Here is a 15,950-nt window from a genome sequence, read left to right as displayed (position 1 = left end):
AGAACCGGCCACAGCCGCCCCGCCCCGCCGGTCGGCGCCCTCAAGACCCCCGTTCGACACCAGCCACCTAGGCGTTGTCGCGGACCTTCAAGGCCCAGGCGATCAGGGGCCACTGCAGCGGCAGGCGGGCCCAGGCCATCGCCTGCTGCGGAGCCGGGGCCTTCTTCGAGGAAGCGTCCACGGCCATCTTGACGTTGCCCGGGAAGACGCCCAGGAACAGCAGTGCCGCCGCCAGGCCGCCGAGGCGGCGGGTGCGCGGGGCCGCCACCGCGGCCGCGATGGTCAGTTCCGCCACGCCCGACCCGTACGTCCACGCCCGGCGCGAACCCGGCAGCGAAGCGGGGATCAGGCCGTCGAACGGCTTCGGGACGGCGAAGTGCAGGACGCCCATCGTGCCCAGCACGCCGGCCAGGACGTGGGCGGGCCGTTGCGAGGTTGCCATGAACTCATCGTTTCACGCGGCGGCGCGGTCTCCGGTTCGGCTATCCTCCGGGCGTGAGTGACGCTCGACACGAGCCAGCATGAAGGCCCTCAAACGGTTGCCGCTGGGCAGTCTCACCGATCGGCCCGACCACGAGCTCGTCGGCGTCCTGCGGATGCCGGAACTGACGGTCAGCCCGCTCCGCGCGATCGTCAAGCGGATCATCGGTGCGGCGCTCGCGCTGCTGGCCACGGTGATCATCGTCTACGTCGACCGGGACGGCTACCGGGACGCCAACGGCGACGGCCTGTCCTTGCTGGACAGCCTGTACTACGCCACGGTCTCGCTGTCGACGACCGGCTACGGCGACATCGCGCCGGCCACGTCGTCCGCCCGGCTGGTGAACGTCCTGGTGATCACGCCGCTGCGGGTGCTCTTCCTCATCGTCCTGGTCGGGACCACCCTCGAGGTGCTCACCGAGCGTTCCCGCCAGGCGTTCAAGATCCAGAAGTGGAGGACGAAGGTGCGCGACCACACGGTCGTCGTCGGGTTCGGCACCAAGGGCCGGTCCGCCGTCAACGCGCTGCTCGGCGACGAGAACATCGCCCCGGGCCAGATCGTCGTCGTCGACACCGACCAGCAGGCCCTCGACGCGGCCAGCGCGCTCGGGCTCGTCGCCGTGCACGGCTCGGCGACCCGGTCCGACGTCCTGCGCGTCGCCGCGGTGCAGCACGCCCGCGCGGTCGTGGTCGCCCCGAACCGCGACGACACGGCGGTGCTCGTCACGCTCACCGCCCGCGAGCTGGCGCCCCAGGCGCACATCGTCGCGTCGGTGCGGGAGGCGGAAAACGTCCACCTGCTCAAGCAGTCCGGCGCCAACCAGGTCGTCGTCTCCAGCGAGACGGCCGGGCGGCTGCTCGGCATGGCGACGTCGACGCCGCTGGTCGTGGACATCATGGAGGACCTGCTGACCCCCGAATCGGGCCTGGCGATCGCCGAGCGGGCGGTCGAGCCGTCCGAAGAGGGCGGGTCGCCGCGGCACCTGTCCGACCTCGTCCTCGGCCTGGTCCGCGACGGCGTTCTCTACCGCGTCGACGCGCCGCAGGCGGACGCCATCGAGCCGGGCGACAAGCTGCTCTACGTCAAGAAGGTCACGCAGGCGGAGAAGATCGAGCGCTGACCAGGGCACCTGGGTTTTGCCCGCGGGATCTGGAACCATGACCAGGTGCCCCCGCGACCTCTCGCCCTCAAGTGGCCCACGGTGGCGATCCCCGCCGCGGCGGGCGTGCTCGTCGTGCTGCTCGCCTGGCTGGCCGGGCCCGGGCTGCTCGCCATCGGCAACGAAGTCCTGGGCGCGCCGGTGCAGGCCGAGGTGACCAAGCCGGCGCCGTGCGACCGGCCGGACGCGAAGGAAGCCGTCAAGTTCACCGTCGGCGGGAAGGCCCACGAAGGCACGCTCGACGGCTGCGGGCACGGCCCGGGCGAACGCGTCGAGGTCGCCGTGCCGGACGTGGTGCCGGACCAGGGCCCGGTCGCCGTCTACCTCGCGGACACGTCGATGGGCGCGTCGGACGCCCGTCGCCCGCTCGGCCTGGCGCTGCTGGTGTTCGCGTGCTTCTCCGGCGGGATGTTCGTCTACCTCTGGCTGAGCATCCCGCTGCGGCCCAAGACGGCCAGGCCCACGGCAGTCAGGCCCAAAACCGCTAGCTGACCTCGGACGACGGCGCCGCGAAGGTGTTGCAGTCGGAGATCCGGTTGCTCGTCGCGCCCGCTCGCCACCAGGACGCGTAGTGCGCGTTCGTCCCGTGGTCGTGGCTGCGGGAGGTGTTGTCGCCGCGGGTCTCCTGGTCGTTCCAGGCCTTGTTGTACATGTCCCGGGTGACCGTGCCGCCCTGGTCGACGTGCGCGCCGAGGAACATCCCCGAGAAGCACTGGGCCTGCAGTTCCTTGCGCCGCGACATCTCGAGCCCGGCCGGGCTGTTCTGGCCGGCCTCGTAGATCTTCTGCCAGGCCGCGTCCATCAGCCCGGCGACCTCCTGCACGTGGTGGCCGTACTCGTGGGCGAACAGGGCCAGGTAGACGCCGGGGTTGTTGCCGTACTGGTCGGTCTGCAGGCCGCGGAACGGGACGTACAGGTTGTTTTCGCAGTAGTACGCGGCCGTCGCGATGCCCACCTGGATGGTGCCGCACTCGGTCTCGAAGCTCGCGCCGGTCGGGAAGTGCAGCGACGGCGGCGTGAACGGCAGCTGGTAAGCCGTGAGGAAGGGGCCCCACGCCGCGTCGAGGCACTTGCTGGCCGCGGTGAAGAACGCTTCCGCGCCCGCCTGCGTGCTCTGCCAGGGCGGCAGCGTGCAGACGCGGTTCTGCAGGCCCGCGTTGGGGTCCTGCAGGACCGGGTGGTCGGCGAGCTTGAGGATCTTCTGCGGGCCGGTCGGGCTGGGCGTCGACAGCTCGGTCGACGGGCTCGATCCTGACGCCGGGGCACCCGCCCCGCCGGGCGGCAGCTGCTGCGGGGGGACGTCCTGCGACGACGGGACGTCGCGGAGGTTCGGGGTGGCCAGGGGCGTGTTGTCGCGGTTGAGGGCCACGATCGCGACCAGGCCGAGCACCAGCACGGCGACCGCGCCGAGGCACACGCCGATCACCGCCGCCGGCGAACGGCGCCGCGGTGCGGACACGGTGTGGGGGCGTCCCAGCCAGGGGAGATCCGGTTGCGCATCCGGCACCGGCGGCGGCTGGACGGTTCCGCGAGGCGGTACCTGGCCGTAGGGCGGTTGCGTCACTAGGCAGTCCCGAAGGGTCTCGGTACGGACCGGGGGTACCCGATCCCGCCATTCAGCATATCGGGGGAATGGGTCGGCTCGCACCCGTCCGTGCGCGTGCGGTCACGGCGCACCGACGTCACCCCAGGTCTGGCCGGGTGCAACCGGCTCTGAGAGAGTGAACGCAAGCAGGTACTGCAGGCGAGGGGCTTCGATGACAGACACCGGTGGCGCGCCCGGCGGCGAGGGCGCCGACACGCCGACTCCGAGCCAGGGCGTCCCCCAGGCTTCCGCCCCCGGATCGGGTGAGCCGAATCGGCCCGAAGATCACGCCGCGTCACCGGCGACGCCGCCGCGAGGCTGGCAGGCGCCGGACCCGCAGGCCGCACCGCCGACCCCGCCGCCGGGCTGGCAGCACGGGCCCGGCTACCGGCCGGAGGCGCTGCCGCCGTTCGGCGCCCAGCCCCAGTTCCAGCAGCCCCGGTTCCAGCAGCCGCGCTGGAACCCGCACGGGCTCGGCAAGCCTGGCGTGATCGCGCTGCGGCCGCTCAACATCGGCGACATCCTCGACGGCGCGATCACCGCGATCCGCCGGCACGCGCTGCTGGTCCTCGGCATCGGCGCGGTGATGGCGGTGATCGGCGCCGCGATCACGTTCGTCCTGCAGAAGTACCTGTTCACGGACCTCGAGAGCTTCACGTCGACGGTCCGCCTCGGTCCCGCCGCGACCGAGGAGGAGCTCCGGAACGCCGTCTTCGGCACGTTCGGCGACGCCGTCTTGGTGCTGGTCTCCCAGACGCTGGTCTCGACGTTCCTGCTGACCGTCACCACCGGCCTGATGGCCGCGGTGATGGGCCGCGCCGTGCTGGGCCGCGAGGTCACCTTCGGCCTCGCCTGGCGCGAGGTGCAGCCGCGGCTGCTGCCGCTGCTCGGCGTGGCGTTCGGCTACGCGCTCCTGACCACCATCGGCGTCATGCTCTGCATCATCCCGGGCGTGCTCGCCTGGGTGTTCTGGGCGCTGGCCGCCCCGGCCCTCGTGCTCGAGCGCGGGACGTTCCGGGAGGCGTTCGCGCGGTCGGTCAAGCTGGTCGGCGGCGCCTTCTGGCGGGTGCTCGGCGTGCTGCTGCTGGCCCGGATCATCGGGTCGTTCTTCGAGAGCATCATCCAGCTGCCGTTCACCCTCGGCAGCGGCGTGTTCGGCCAGATGCTCAACCCGGCCAAGGTGACCGTGCCGAGCACCGGCGACCTGCTGCTGGCCTCGGCCGGGCAGATCATCGCCGGCACCATCTCGATCCCGTTCATCGCGCTGGTCACCGTGATCGTGTACCTCGACCAGCGGATGCGCCGGGAAGGCATGGACATCGAGCTGGCCCGCGCCGCCGGGGTGCAGCCGCCCCAGGCGTGGTGACCTTCCGGCTCATCGACGTCCCGGTCGACATCGACCGGGACGCGGCCCGCCGCGCGGCCGAAAAGGAGCTGTCGGACCCGAAGTACCGCGACGCCCGCCCGGGTTTCCTGCAGCAGATCGGCCAGTGGCTCGGGGAGCAGCTGGAAAAGCTGCTGAACAGCCTGTCCTCGGACGTCCCCGGCGGGATCTTCGGGGTGGTGCTGGTCGTCGCGCTGCTGATCGTGCTCGTCGTGGTGATCCGGCTGCGCACCGGCAAGATGGCCGGCTCGGCGCGGGCCGATCGCGTCGTCTTCGGCGGGCAGCGCAAGAGCGCGGCCGACTACCGGCGGGCGGCCGGGGAAGCCGCCGCCGCGGGCCGGTTCGACGACGCCGTCCGCGATCGGTTCCGCGCCGTCGTGCGGGCCCTGGAGGAACGCGCGCTGCTCGACTCCCGCTCCGGCCGGACGGCGGACGAGGCCGCCGCCGAGGCCGGCGTGCTGCTGCCGAACGTCGCGGACCGGCTGCGGCAGGGTGCCCGGCTCTTCGACGACGTCCACTACGGCGGCCGTGAAGGCACCGAAGCGGCGTACCGCACGCTGACCGAGCTGGACGAACGCTGCCGCCGTGAGCGACCGGTCGCCGTGGCGGCCCAGTGAGCACCTCGGTCTCGCCCGACGTACGCCGGATCTGGCGTGGTGCCCGCGTTCCCCTGGCGCTCCTCGTCCTGATCTTCATCGCCGGTGCCCTGCTCCTGCTCGGCCGCGGCGAACAGACCCACGGCGCCCTCGAGCCCGGCTCGTACGAACCCGGTGGCGCGCACGCCCTCGCGAAACTGCTGAAGGACCAGGGCGTCGACGTCCGGACCGTGCACACGGTCGCCGAAGCGGACGCCGAAATCGGCGACGACGCGACGCTGCTCGTCACCGCACCCGATCTGGCCCCGGCGAAGCGGTTCGACGCGCTGCGCGAGCGCGCGGCCGACGTCGTCCTGGTGACGCCGGGGGAGCCGACGCTGCACGATTCGCTGCCGCTGGTGCACCAGGCCGGCCACAGCGACGTCGGGACGCTGCCGCCGCAGTGCACGGTCGCCGCGGCGGTCGCGGCGGGCGAGGTCACGCTCGGCGGCATCGGCTACGCCTCGCCCGGTGCGCGCTCGTGCTACCCCGGCGAGGACGGCGGCGGCACGCTGCTGCAGCTCGCCGACGGCGGCGGCACGACGACGCTGCTCGGCTCACCGGCCCCGCTGACCAACGCGCGGCTCGCCGAACAGGGCAACGCGGCGCTGGCGCTGCGCCTGCTCGGCGCGCACCCGAAGCTCGTCTGGTACCTGCCGACCACCGCGGACCCGGCGCTCGACGCCTCCCGCCGGTCGATCTTCGACCTCATCCCGGACGGCTGGTACTTCGGGGCCGCGCAGGCGTTCGTCGCCGTCGCCCTGCTGGCGTTGTGGCGGGCCCGCCGGCTCGGCCCGGTGGTCACCGAGCCGCTGCCGATCGTCGTCCGCGCGGCCGAAACGGCGGAAGGCCGCGCCCGGCTGTACCGGCGGGCCAAGGCGGCCGGGCACGCGGGTGAGACGCTGCGGGAAGCCGCGCGCGGCCGGCTGCGGACCGCGCTGGGCCTGCCGCGCGACGCCGACCCGGCGGCGCTGGTGGAGTCGGTGAGCACGCGGATCGGCAGGCCGGCCCGAGAAGTCGGCGCGATCCTCTACGGCCCGCCGGTGCCGGACGACCCCGCGCTGGTCCGGCTGGCCGGCGAACTCGATCAGGTGGAACGAGAGGCAGGGCGAACTTGACCAGCGGTACCGAGAACGCGACCGGGGCCCGCGACGCGCTGATCGCGTTGCGCGCCGAGGTCGGCAAGGCCGTCGTCGGCAACGAAGCCGCCGTCACCGGGCTGATCCTGGCGCTGCTCTGCCGGGGGCACGTGCTGCTCGAAGGCGTCCCGGGCGTGGCGAAGACGCTGCTCGTGCGGGCGCTGGCGGCGGCGCTGGACCTGGAGACCACGCGCGTGCAGTTCACCCCGGACCTGATGCCCGGCGACGTCACCGGATCGATCGTCTACGACGCGCACAGCGGCGAGTTCTCCTTCCGGGAGGGGCCGGTGTTCACGAACCTGCTGCTCGCCGACGAGATCAACCGGACCCCGCCGAAGACGCAGTCGTCGCTGCTGGAGGCGATGGAGGAGCGGCAGGTTTCGATCGACGGCAAGTCACGGCCGCTGCCCGACCCGTTCATCGTGATCGCCACCCAGAACCCGGTGGAGTACGAGGGCACCTACCCGCTGCCGGAGGCGCAGCTGGACCGGTTCCTGCTCAAGCTGACCATGCCGGCGCCCTCGCGCGAAGACGAGATCGGGATCCTGTGGCGGCACGCCCAGGGCTTCGACCCGCGCAACCTGGCCGCGGCGGGCCTGCGTGCGGTCGCCGGTGCCCCCGAACTCGCCGCGGCGCGCGAAGCCGTGGCCCGCGTGACGATCGGGCCCGAGGTGATCGGGTACGTCGTCGACCTGTGCCGGGCGACGCGGCAGCTGCCGTCGGTGCGGATCGGCGTTTCCCCCCGTGGTGCCACGGCCTTGCTCGCGGTGACCCGCGCCTGGGCGTGGCTCGCCGGGCGCGACTACGCGACCCCCGACGACGTCAAGGCCCTCGCCCGGCCCGCGCTGCGGCACCGCCTGGACGTCCGGCCGGAGGCGGAGCTCGAGGGCGTCACCGCGGACGGCGTGCTGGACCGCGTGCTCGCGTCCGTGCCCGTGCCGCGCTGACATGGCCGTCACCGGAAGGCTCGGGCTGCTGGCGCTGTTCGGCGCGCTGGTGGTCGGGCTGCTCCTGCCGTCGGGCACGGGGATGCTGGCGGTCGCCGCGGTGCTGCTGGTGCTCGTCGTCGTCGACCTCGTGCTGGCGGGAAGCGTGCGGGCGCTGAGGTTTTCGCGCTCGGGCGACACTTCGGTCCGGCTCGGCGAGCCGTGCGAGGTGACGCTGGTGGTCGCGAACCCCGGTGGCCGCGCGGTGCGCGGGCAGCTGCGTGACGCGTGGCCGCCGAGCGCGGGCGCGTCCGACCGCCACTCCCTGCGCGTCCCGGCGGGGGAGCGCCGGGCGCTGGTGACGGCGTTGCGGCCGTCGCGGCGGGGTGACCGGACGGCGGCGCGGGTGACGGTCCGGTCGGTCGGGCCGCTGGGCCTGGCCGCGCGGCAGGGGTCGCACGCGGTGCCGTGGACGGTCCGGGTGCTGCCGCCGTTCCACAGCCGCAAGCACCTGCCGTCCCGGCTGGCGCGGCTGCAGCAGCTCGACGGCCGCAACGCGGTGCTGATCCGGGGCCAGGGCACGGAATTCGACTCGCTGCGCGAGTACGTCATCGGCGACGACGTCCGGTCCATCGACTGGCGGGCGACCGCGCGGGCGCACGACGTCATGGTCCGGACCTGGCGCCCCGAGCGCGACCGGCACGTCGTGCTGGTGCTCGACACGGGCCGCGTCTCGGCGGGCCGGGTCGGCGACGCACCGCGGCTCGACGCGGCGATGGACGCGGCGTTGCTGCTGGCAGCACTGGCTTCCCGGGCCGGCGACCGCGTCGACCTGCTGGCCTACGACCGGCGGTTGCGGGCGGCGGTGCAGGGTTCGTCCGGCGCTTCGCTGCTGACGTCGCTGGTGAACGCGATGGCGCCGCTCGAGCCGTCGCTGGTCGAGACGGACGCGCGCGGCATGATCGCGGAGGTGCTCCGGCGCACCCGCCGCCGCGCCCTGGTCGTGTTGCTGACCGGGCTGGACGCGGCGCCGCTGGAGGAGGGCTTGTTCCCGGTGCTGAGCACGCTGACCGGGCGGCACGAGCTGGTGGTGGCGTCGGTGGCGGACCCCCGGGTGGCGGAGATGCTGGCGGCCCGCGGCGACGCGGAAGCGGTCTACGACGCGGCCTCGGCGGCGCGCACGACGGCCGAGCGCCTGCGGGTCACCGAACGGCTGGTGCGGCGCGGGGTGAGCGTGGTGGACGCGGTCCCGGAGGAGCTGCCGCCGGCGCTCGCGGACCGCTACCTGGCGTTGAAAGCCGCCGGACGGCTCTGAAGTCAGGCGGCTTCGGGCAGGGCGTCACCGGCGTCCCGGGCGTCGAGGTCGCCGACCTCGCCGTCCTTCGCCGCCCGGCGGCCGAGCGTGAAAACGTAAGTCAGGAAAGCGATTTCGGCCAGCGCGCCGATGCCGACGCGCAACCACGTCGGCCAGCCCGACGGGGTCACGAACGCCTCGATCACCCCGGACACCAACAGCACGCACGTCAGCCCGAGCGCCATCACCACCACCGACCGGCCCTGCTCGGCGAGCGCGGCCGTGCGCGAGCGGCGGCCCGGGTCGATCACCGTCCAGCCGAGCCGCAGGCCGGTGCCCGCCGCGACGAACACCGCCGTCAGCTCCAGGAGGCCGTGGGGGAGCAGGAGCCCGATCATCACGTCGCCGCGGCCGGCCGCGCTCATCGCGCCGATGATCAGCCCGGCGTTGAGCGAATTCAGCCAGAGCGCGCCGATCACCGGCAGGCCCAGCGCGACGCCGAGGAACAGGCAGGTCGCCGCCACCCACGCGTTGTTCGTCCAGACGCGCGCCGCGAAGGACGCCGCCGGCCCGGTCGAGTAGTAGTTCTCCGCCTGGCCGCCGGGCTTGGTCAGCTCGCTCAGCTCGGCCGGGGTGCCCAGTGACGCGCGCACGAGCGGATCGCGCGCGACCCAGACGGCGATCACCACCATCACCGCGATCGACGCGAGCGCGGCCGGGATCCACCAGCGCCGCGAGAGGTAGACCGCGGCGGGGAACCGGTGCGTGAAGAAGCGGGTGACCTCGCGCCAGGCCGGGTTGTGCGCCCCGGAGACCGCCGACCGGCCGCGGGCGACCAGATCGGACAGCCGGCCGAGCAGGGCCGGGTCCGGCGCGACCGATCGCACGATCGACAGGTGCGTCGCGGTCCGCTGGTAGAGCGTCACCAGCTCGTCGGCTTCCGGTCCGGTCAGCTTGCCGCCGCGCCGGATCAGCTCACCGAGCCGGGTCCACTCCGCCGCGTGCGCGGCGACGAACACGTCCACATCCACGCCGACCACCCTATCCGTCGATACGCTGGGCAGCGTGCACGAGGAATCCGAGCTGGTCACCGGCGAAGCGGTCGTCCTGGACCTGCGTGTGGCCAAGCTCGCCAGCCGCGCACTGGCGATGGCGCTGGACGTGCTCCTGCAGTTCGCGCTGCTGCTGGCGGCGATCATGGTGCTCTCGTTCGTGATGCCGGGCGCCGACGAATCGCTCGTCCTGACGGTGCTGCTGGTGTTCGTGGTGCTGATCATGGTCGGCTACCCGGTCGTGTTCGAGACGCTCTCGCGCGGCCGCTCGCTCGGCAAGATGGCGGTGGGCCTGCGGGTGGTGCGCGTCGACGGCGGCCCGATCCGGTTCCGGCACGCGCTGGTGCGCGGGCTGGCCGGCTTCGTCGTGGACTTCTGGGCGCTCGGGCTGTTCGGCGCGGTCGCGGTGATCGTGTCGCTGTGCTCGTCGAACGGCCGCCGCGTGGGCGACTTCCTGGCCGGGACGCTGGTGGTCCGCGACCGGGCCCCGTCGACCGCCGGGTACGCGGCGGTCGCCATGCCGCCGGGCCTCGAGGGCTGGGCGGCGCAGCTCGACCTGACGCGGCTGCCGGACGACCTCGCGCTGGCGAGCCGCCAGTTCCTCGCCCGGTTCCGCGAGCTGCGGCCGGAGGCGTCGCACGCGCTGGGCTGGGGGCTCGCGCAGCAGATGGGGAACGCGCTGGGCACGCCGGTGCCGCCCGAGGTGCCGCCGTGGGCGTTCCTGGCGGCGGTGCTGGCGGAGCGGCGCAACCGCGACCACGCCCGGGCGTTCCAGGCGTACGCGGCTCAGAACCGGCCCGGCTATCCGCCGGGGGCGCCCTATCCGAGGCCGACGGCGTCGCCATGGCCGCCGGCGGGGCCGCACCCGGCCGGCGTTCAGCCCACCGCGCAGCCCGAGCCCCCGACGCCGCCGTCCGGCACGCCGGTGCCCGTGGAGAACCCCTTCACCCCGCCCAGCTGACGGGCGCTCCTTCGCGACGAGAGCAATGAGCCGACGCCGCCTTGACCTATGTCAGGATCCTGACATACGGTGGTGCGTGTCAGGAACCTGACATGGAGCGAAAAGGAGCACCACCATGCCCGCCACCGGCCCCGACTTCATCTCGCTGCAGGCGCGCGATCTCACCGCGTCGCAGGCGTTCTACGAGCGGTACCTCGGCCTCGTCCGCTCGCCGGCCGGACCGCCGCACGCCGTCGTCTTCGAGACGAAGCCGATCGTGTTCGCGCTCCGCGACATCGTTCCCGGCACGGATCTCGCCTCCGTCGCCCAGCCCGGCATCGGTGCGGCGATCTGGCTCCACGCGACCGACGTCCAGGCCATCCACGACGCTCTCGCCGCCGACGGGCACCCCATCGTCTCCGCCCCGATCGACGGTCCCTTCGGCCGGACGTTCACCTTCGCCGACCCCGACGGCTACCACGTCACGCTCCACGACCGCGGCTGACCGGCGCTACGAGACGTCACCCGATGGCGAAAGCCACGTGTTGCACTGCTGGTTCCGGTTTTTCGAAGCACCGTGCTGCCACCAGCTGATGTTGTGCTTGGCGCTGCCGTGGTCGCGTTTGCCGTTGCGGGCGTAGTCGTCGCCGCGGTCCTGGGCGTTCCAGGCTTCGTTGTAGATGTTCTTGTCGACCGAGCCGCCGGAAACCGAGGCCGAGCCGAGGAACATCCCGGAGAAGCACTGCGCCTCGAGTTCCAGGCGCCGCGACAGTTCCAGGCCGGCCGCCGAGTCGGCGCCCGCGTCGTAGCGCTGGTTGGCGAAGGCCTCGGTGATGCCGGACATGTTCTGCACGTGGTGGCCGTATTCGTGGGCCAGGATCGACAGGTACGGGCCGGGGTGGTTGCCCCACACGTCGAGCTCGATCCGGTCCATCGGCATATAGATCGTGTTGTTCGCCGAGCAGTAGAACGGCGTGACGCCGGTGGTGGTGCCGCCGCTGCCGCACGGGGTCGACGATTCCGACAGTGACCGCGGCACCGACAGGTTCGGCGTCCGGAACGGCAGGTCGACGGCGCCGAGCATGCGCGACCACATCGCGTCGAGGCAGGCGATGCCGGACTGGAAGAACCGCGTGACGCTGCTTTGGTCGGTCGCCCAGCGGCTCAGGGAGCACGGGACGTTCTGCAGGCCGTAGTCCGCGCCGCCGAAGAGCGGGTTGTCCCCGGTGGCCACGACCGAGCGCGGCCCGGCCGGGGGCCGCGACGTCGGTGTCTCGCGCTCGGTGGTGCGGGCCGGGCGGGTGGTCGGTTCCTCGGTGGCGGAGGTGGTCGCGGTGGTGCTCGCCTCGGTGGTGGTCTCGTCGGTCGTGGTGGGGTAGGTGCTGGAGTAGCCGGCGTCGGCGACGTGCCGCTGGTGCTTCCCGGACAGCGCGACGGCGGCGACGAGCCCACCCGCGACGACGACGACCGCGAAGAGAGCGACCGCGACGATCACCCCGGCGTTCGACTTCTTGGCGACGTAGGGGGTGTAGCCGGGCGCGAACCGCGGCCCGAAGGAGGGCGGCCCGGCATAGCCCGGGACGAAGACGGGCGCAACGGCGGCGGCCGGCGGCGGCAGTGGGGCCCGCGCGGGCGGTGGAAGGGGATGGCGGTACGGCCCGTAGGGAGTTTGCGGCGGCTGCGGGACACCCGGCGCGCCGAAGGGGCCTTGCGGTTGCTGGCCGGGCGCACCGAAGGGGGTTGGCGGCCCGGGTGCTGCGGGTGGCCTGGCTTGCCCGGGCCCAGAGCCTGGCGGCGGCTGCTGCCCAGGCGCACCGAAGCGGTTCGGCGGCCCACCCTGCCCCGGCAGCGGCCGCACCCCCGGCGGCGGCAACGGCCGCGCTCCCGGCGGCGGCAACGGGCGGCGCGGGTCCTGTGGACCGGGACCCTGCGGGCCGTGCGTCATCGAGTGGAACCCCCCGTGCGATTTCCCCGTCGGAAGCGGCGTACCTGCGATGATCGCGCCGTTCCGGGCGTCAGCATAGATCGAGTGCTCTAGGGTGTGGTGCTGTGCCGATGAAATGGGGGACCGCCGCCGCGATCGCCGTCGCGGGGGTGCTGGCCGCCGGTGGGCCCGCGGCCGCGCAGGGGCCGTCGGCCGGGCCCGTCCTGCCGAACCTGCCCGCCGACCAGGTCAAGAAACCCCAGCTGCTCTCCGGGCAGGACGTCCGGCCGCCCGAAGGGGCCACCGCCGACGTCGCCCTCAAACTCCTGCGCGACGGCACCCTCTCCGTCACCGAACGCGTCACCGTCCCCGGCGGCCGGCAGCTCGTCTCGCGCGTCCCCCTCAAGGTCCCCGCGAGCGACGAGCAGGACCGCGTCTTCGCCGTCCGCGACGTCAAGACCGACGGCGCCGCCACCGGCGAACTGACCGGTGACCAGCTCGTCCTCACCTTCGCCGGCGGCACCGGGAGCGCCACGTTCACCGTCGACGGCGCCGTCGCCGACCAGAACGGCCGCCAGCAGGCGCGCTGGCAGGTCGCCGGCGGGTTCGACTCCCCGCTGGCCAAGCTCACCGCGTCGCTGCTCGCCCCGAGCACCCATTTGTCGCCTGTGGACTGTTTCGCCGGGCCGGTCGGCTCCGGCCAGCGCTGCACCCTCGCCGAGGTCGACCACACCGGGGTCGTCCGGCTCGAACAGAACGACGTCCGCCCCGGCGACCGCGTCGACCTCCTCGTCGGCCTGCCCGCCGGCACCACCCCGGCGAACGCGGAGTTCGCCGGCATCGGCCTGCTCGCCAACGCCTTCGCGCTGACGCCGCTGACCGGGATCGCCTTCGCCGTCCTGCTCGCCTTCCTCGTGGCGGCCGCGCTCTTCGTCCGGCGGCGCCGCCAGCAGGACGCCGGCGCGCTGCGCACCGCCAGCGGCCCGGTCGAGGTCCTCCTGCGCGACGGCGACCGCGTCTTCTTCGCCAGCCCCGACGGCGTGCTGCCCGGCCAGGTCGGCACGGTCGTCGACGAGACCGTCGACGTCGTCGACATCAGCGCCACCGTGGTCGACCTGGCCGTCCGCAACTACCTGTGGCTGGCCGAAGTACCCGGGCCCGACTGGCAGCTCACCCGCCGCAACCCGCCGGACGAACACCTCCACGACTTCGAGCGCGCCGTCTGCGAAACCCTGCTGCCGCCGGGCACCGACACCGTGCTCGTGTCGCAGTTGCGCGCCCGCGGCGGGCTCGACCTGCGCCGGATCAGCGACGCGATGTACGCCGACGTCGTCACCAAGCGCTGGTTCTCCCGCCGCCCGGACACCGCCCGCGGCCGGCTGACCTGGCTCGGCGCCGGGATCTTCACGCTCGGCCTGGTCACCACCGCGGTGCTCACCTTCACCGCCGGGTACGCGCTGCTCGGCGTCGCCGTCGCGCTGGCCGGGCTCGCGGTCGTCGCGGTGGCCGCGCTGCTGCCGTCCCGCACCGCCCGCGGCCGCGCCCTGGTGGGGCAGGTCCGCGGCCTGCTCGACTACCTGCACACCGCGAAGGCCGAGGACATCCCGCCCGCCGACCGCGAGCTGGTCTTCTCCCGCTCGCTGCCGTACGCGGTCGTCCTGGGCGACACCGAACGCTGGCTCGGCGCCTTCGCCGCGCTCAACCCCTCGGCGGACGGCTCGGCCGGGCTGTACTGGTACGGCGGCATGGAGGCCGAGCACGACCTGCGCCGCTTCGGCGCGCACTTCCCGTCCTTCCTGACCGCGCTCGACGGCGTGCTCACCGCCGCCGCGGCCCGCTGACCGTGCTCGCGGGGGCGCTCCTGGCGCTCGCGCTGGCCGCCGGCCCCGCCGACCAGCCGCCCCTGCCCACCGTGCCGCAGAGCGCCGAGATCCAGCTCAAGGTCCAGCGCGACGGCTCGCTGTCGGTCGCCGAAGCGATCTCGGTCCCCGGCGGCGTCACGATGGATCGCCGGGTCGCGCTGCGGGTCCCGGCGCCGCACCACCGCGACCGCGTCTACGGCGTCCGCGACGTCGTCCTGGAAGGCAGCGGGACGGCGAACGTGGACAAGGACTTCTTCACCGTCCACCTCACGCCCGGGACCTCGATCGTCCGGTACACAGTGGACGGTGCGGTCGCCGGCGACCGGGTCACCTGGGAGCTGGCCGGCGGGTGGAACGCCGAGCTGAAGTTCCTGCGCGCCTCCTTCGCCGCGCCGAAGATCCCCACCGCCGTCGACTGCACCATCGGCGATCTGCCGTGCGAGGCCGCGCAGATCGACCACGCCGGGCTGACCCGGTTCAGCCAGCAGAACCTCGCCGCCGGTCAGCGGATGATCGCCACCGTGGAGCTGCCGGCGGCAACCGTTCCGGCCAACGAAGTCCTGGTCCCGGCGAAGACGATCGCCGGCGCGTTCGTGCTCACCGCCCCGGTCGGCTGGGCCTGGACGGCCTTCGGCGCCCTGCTCCTGGTGCTGGCCGCGCTGGTCCGGGCCGCTCGCCGCCGAGATGCCCGTACCGCAGAGCCGGAGGAAGCGAGCCTGCTCGCCGCGAACGGCGAGTTCACTTCGCCCGCCGGGGCGCTGCCGGGCCACGTCGGCCTTCTCCTGCGCGGCCGGGCCGGGCCGCTCGACCTGGCCGCGATCGTGCTCGACCTCGCCGTTCGCAACTACCTCTGGGTGAGCGCCGAAGACGGCGGCTGGCGGCTGGCCCGCCGCAATCCGCCCGACGAGCACCTCACCGCCTTCGAACGTGCGGCGTACGAGGCCGTCGTCCCGGACGAGCCGGTGACACTCGCCGAACTGCGGCGGCGGCACGTCGAAGTCCCCCGCGCCGAGCTGGCCGCCGACCTCGTCCGGCGAGGCTGGCTCGCGACGCGGCGGCTTCGCCGGGCCGGGATCCGGATCGCCTGCTACGGAGTGTTCCTCACCGTCCTGCTGGCCTTGACCGTCGGCTACGCCCAGCTCGGCGTGATCCTCGCGCTGGCCGGGGTCGCCGCCGTCGCCACCTCGGCCGCCCTGCCTGCGCGGCGGCGAGCGGGCGCCGAGGTCGCTCGCCGGCTGCGCGGCGTCACCGCCACCCGGGCGAACGACCTCGGCGAGCCGGAGCGGGAGCTGGTCTTCTCCCGCGGCCTGCCGTACGCGCTCGCTCTGGGCGAACTGGCTCCCTGGGTGGCCGCCTTCGACGGCCTCGAGCACCCACCGCCGGTCTACTGGCACGCCGGCGAAATCAGCCCTGACCAGGCCGGAGCCTTCGCGGCGGCGGTGTCGGGCACCTTCGCGGGCGCCCACCGCGGCCACCTGATCGAGCTCGTGAGTGGTAAGGAGGGTTCTAACACTCTTTACCACTCACGAGCCGGGACGCAGGCAACGGCCGAGCCGTCGTAGGGTGGGG

Annotated in this window: 15 protein-coding genes; 11 read left to right on the top strand and 4 right to left on the bottom strand. The window is 73.6% G+C overall.

Annotation, left to right across the window (positions count from 1 at the left end; all coding sequences use genetic code 11):
- Window positions 1-67 precede the first annotated feature (67 nt).
- The gene (locus C2L58_RS27600; RefSeq protein ID WP_103340602.1) at window positions 68-442 is read right to left on the bottom strand and encodes a DoxX family protein; all 375 of its coding nucleotides are present in this window, start codon (window positions 440-442) and stop codon (window positions 68-70) included.
- Between the two features lie 79 nt (window positions 443-521).
- On the opposite strand from C2L58_RS27600, the gene C2L58_RS27595 reads away from it, so the two are divergent.
- Entirely contained in the window at window positions 522-1,601 is a 1,080-nt protein-coding gene (locus C2L58_RS27595) for a potassium channel family protein (protein ID WP_103340601.1), read from the top strand.
- 81 nt (window positions 1,602-1,682) lie between these two features.
- Window positions 1,683-2,132, top strand: a complete 450-nt coding sequence (locus C2L58_RS27590) for a hypothetical protein (protein ID WP_103340600.1) — start codon at window positions 1,683-1,685, stop codon at window positions 2,130-2,132.
- Here C2L58_RS27590 and C2L58_RS27585 read toward each other — a convergent pair.
- Window positions 2,125-3,147, bottom strand: coding sequence for a neutral zinc metallopeptidase (locus C2L58_RS27585; RefSeq protein ID WP_103340599.1), 1,023 nt, complete (start codon window positions 3,145-3,147; stop codon window positions 2,125-2,127). The genes C2L58_RS27590 and C2L58_RS27585 overlap by 8 nt on opposite strands.
- Before the next feature lie 250 nt (window positions 3,148-3,397).
- Between C2L58_RS27585 and C2L58_RS27580 the strand changes: the two genes are divergently transcribed.
- The 5 genes from C2L58_RS27580 to C2L58_RS27560 are packed head-to-tail and all read left to right on the top strand — an operon-like array spanning window position 3,398 to window position 8,624.
- A complete protein-coding gene (locus C2L58_RS27580) occupies window positions 3,398-4,591 on the top strand; it encodes a hypothetical protein (RefSeq protein WP_103340598.1) in 1,194 nt (397 codons plus the stop codon).
- Entirely contained in the window at window positions 4,585-5,226 is a 642-nt protein-coding gene (locus tag C2L58_RS27575; RefSeq protein ID WP_103340597.1) for a DUF4129 domain-containing protein, read from the top strand. The genes C2L58_RS27580 and C2L58_RS27575 overlap by 7 nt, the downstream gene beginning before the upstream one ends.
- Complete coding sequence (locus tag C2L58_RS27570; RefSeq protein WP_103340596.1) at window positions 5,223-6,362, top strand: DUF4350 domain-containing protein; 1,140 nt, start codon at window positions 5,223-5,225, stop codon at window positions 6,360-6,362. The genes C2L58_RS27575 and C2L58_RS27570 overlap by 4 nt, the downstream gene beginning before the upstream one ends.
- Window positions 6,359-7,330 (top strand): AAA family ATPase, encoded by a 972-nt coding sequence (locus C2L58_RS27565; protein WP_013223047.1) that lies wholly within the window; start codon window positions 6,359-6,361, stop codon window positions 7,328-7,330. Before C2L58_RS27570 ends, C2L58_RS27565 begins: the two co-directional genes overlap by 4 nt.
- Before the next feature lies 1 nt (window position 7,331).
- Window positions 7,332-8,624 (top strand): DUF58 domain-containing protein, encoded by a 1,293-nt coding sequence (locus C2L58_RS27560; protein ID WP_103340595.1) that lies wholly within the window; start codon window positions 7,332-7,334, stop codon window positions 8,622-8,624.
- Window positions 8,625-8,626: 2 nt separating this feature from the next.
- On the opposite strand, the gene C2L58_RS27555 is transcribed toward C2L58_RS27560, so the two are convergent.
- Window positions 8,627-9,634, bottom strand: a complete 1,008-nt coding sequence (locus tag C2L58_RS27555) for a stage II sporulation protein M (protein WP_199191467.1) — start codon at window positions 9,632-9,634, stop codon at window positions 8,627-8,629.
- A 34-nt stretch (window positions 9,635-9,668) separates the two neighbouring features.
- On the opposite strand from C2L58_RS27555, the gene C2L58_RS27550 reads away from it, so the two are divergent.
- Both C2L58_RS27550 and C2L58_RS27545 read left to right on the top strand, forming a co-directional pair.
- Window positions 9,669-10,616, top strand: a complete 948-nt coding sequence (locus C2L58_RS27550; RefSeq protein ID WP_103340593.1) for an RDD family protein — start codon at window positions 9,669-9,671, stop codon at window positions 10,614-10,616.
- A gap of 115 nt (window positions 10,617-10,731) precedes the next feature.
- Window positions 10,732-11,100: a VOC family protein gene (locus tag C2L58_RS27545; RefSeq protein ID WP_103340592.1), complete on the top strand. Its 369-nt coding sequence runs from the start codon at window positions 10,732-10,734 to the stop codon at window positions 11,098-11,100.
- Window positions 11,101-11,106: 6 nt separating this feature from the next.
- Here the strand turns inward: C2L58_RS27545 and C2L58_RS50720 are convergent, their stop codons facing one another.
- The gene (locus tag C2L58_RS50720; protein ID WP_103340591.1) at window positions 11,107-12,090 is read right to left on the bottom strand and encodes a neutral zinc metallopeptidase; all 984 of its coding nucleotides are present in this window, start codon (window positions 12,088-12,090) and stop codon (window positions 11,107-11,109) included.
- A gap of 560 nt (window positions 12,091-12,650) precedes the next feature.
- Between C2L58_RS50720 and C2L58_RS27535 the strand changes: the two genes are divergently transcribed.
- Entirely contained in the window at window positions 12,651-14,360 is a 1,710-nt protein-coding gene (locus C2L58_RS27535) for a DUF2207 family protein (RefSeq protein WP_199191469.1), read from the top strand.
- Window positions 14,361-14,362: 2 nt separating this feature from the next.
- Complete coding sequence (locus C2L58_RS27530) at window positions 14,363-15,943, top strand: DUF2207 domain-containing protein (RefSeq protein WP_103340589.1); 1,581 nt, start codon at window positions 14,363-14,365, stop codon at window positions 15,941-15,943.
- The last annotated feature ends 7 nt before the right edge of the window (window positions 15,944-15,950 follow it).

It is taken from the genome of Amycolatopsis sp. CA-126428, assembly GCF_002904335.1.
Classification (GTDB): domain Bacteria; phylum Actinomycetota; class Actinomycetes; order Mycobacteriales; family Pseudonocardiaceae; genus Amycolatopsis.
This window is presented reverse-complemented; position numbering and strand designations above follow the sequence as displayed.

Bases quoted from the DNA above. Each gene is read 5' to 3' on its own strand.
- C2L58_RS27535 (WP_199191469.1), top strand. From the start codon at position 12,651: ATGAAATGGGGGACCGCCGCCGCGATCGCCGTCGCGGGGGTGCTGGCC.
- C2L58_RS27595 (WP_103340601.1), top strand. From the start codon at position 522: ATGAAGGCCCTCAAACGGTTGCCGCTGGGCAGTCTCACCGATCGGCCC.
- C2L58_RS27600 (WP_103340602.1), bottom strand. From the start codon at position 442: ATGGCAACCTCGCAACGGCCCGCCCACGTCCTGGCCGGCGTGCTGGGC.
- C2L58_RS27580 (WP_103340598.1), top strand. From the start codon at position 3,398: ATGACAGACACCGGTGGCGCGCCCGGCGGCGAGGGCGCCGACACGCCG.
- C2L58_RS27560 (WP_103340595.1), top strand. From the start codon at position 7,332: ATGGCCGTCACCGGAAGGCTCGGGCTGCTGGCGCTGTTCGGCGCGCTG.
- C2L58_RS27545 (WP_103340592.1), top strand. From the start codon at position 10,732: ATGCCCGCCACCGGCCCCGACTTCATCTCGCTGCAGGCGCGCGATCTC.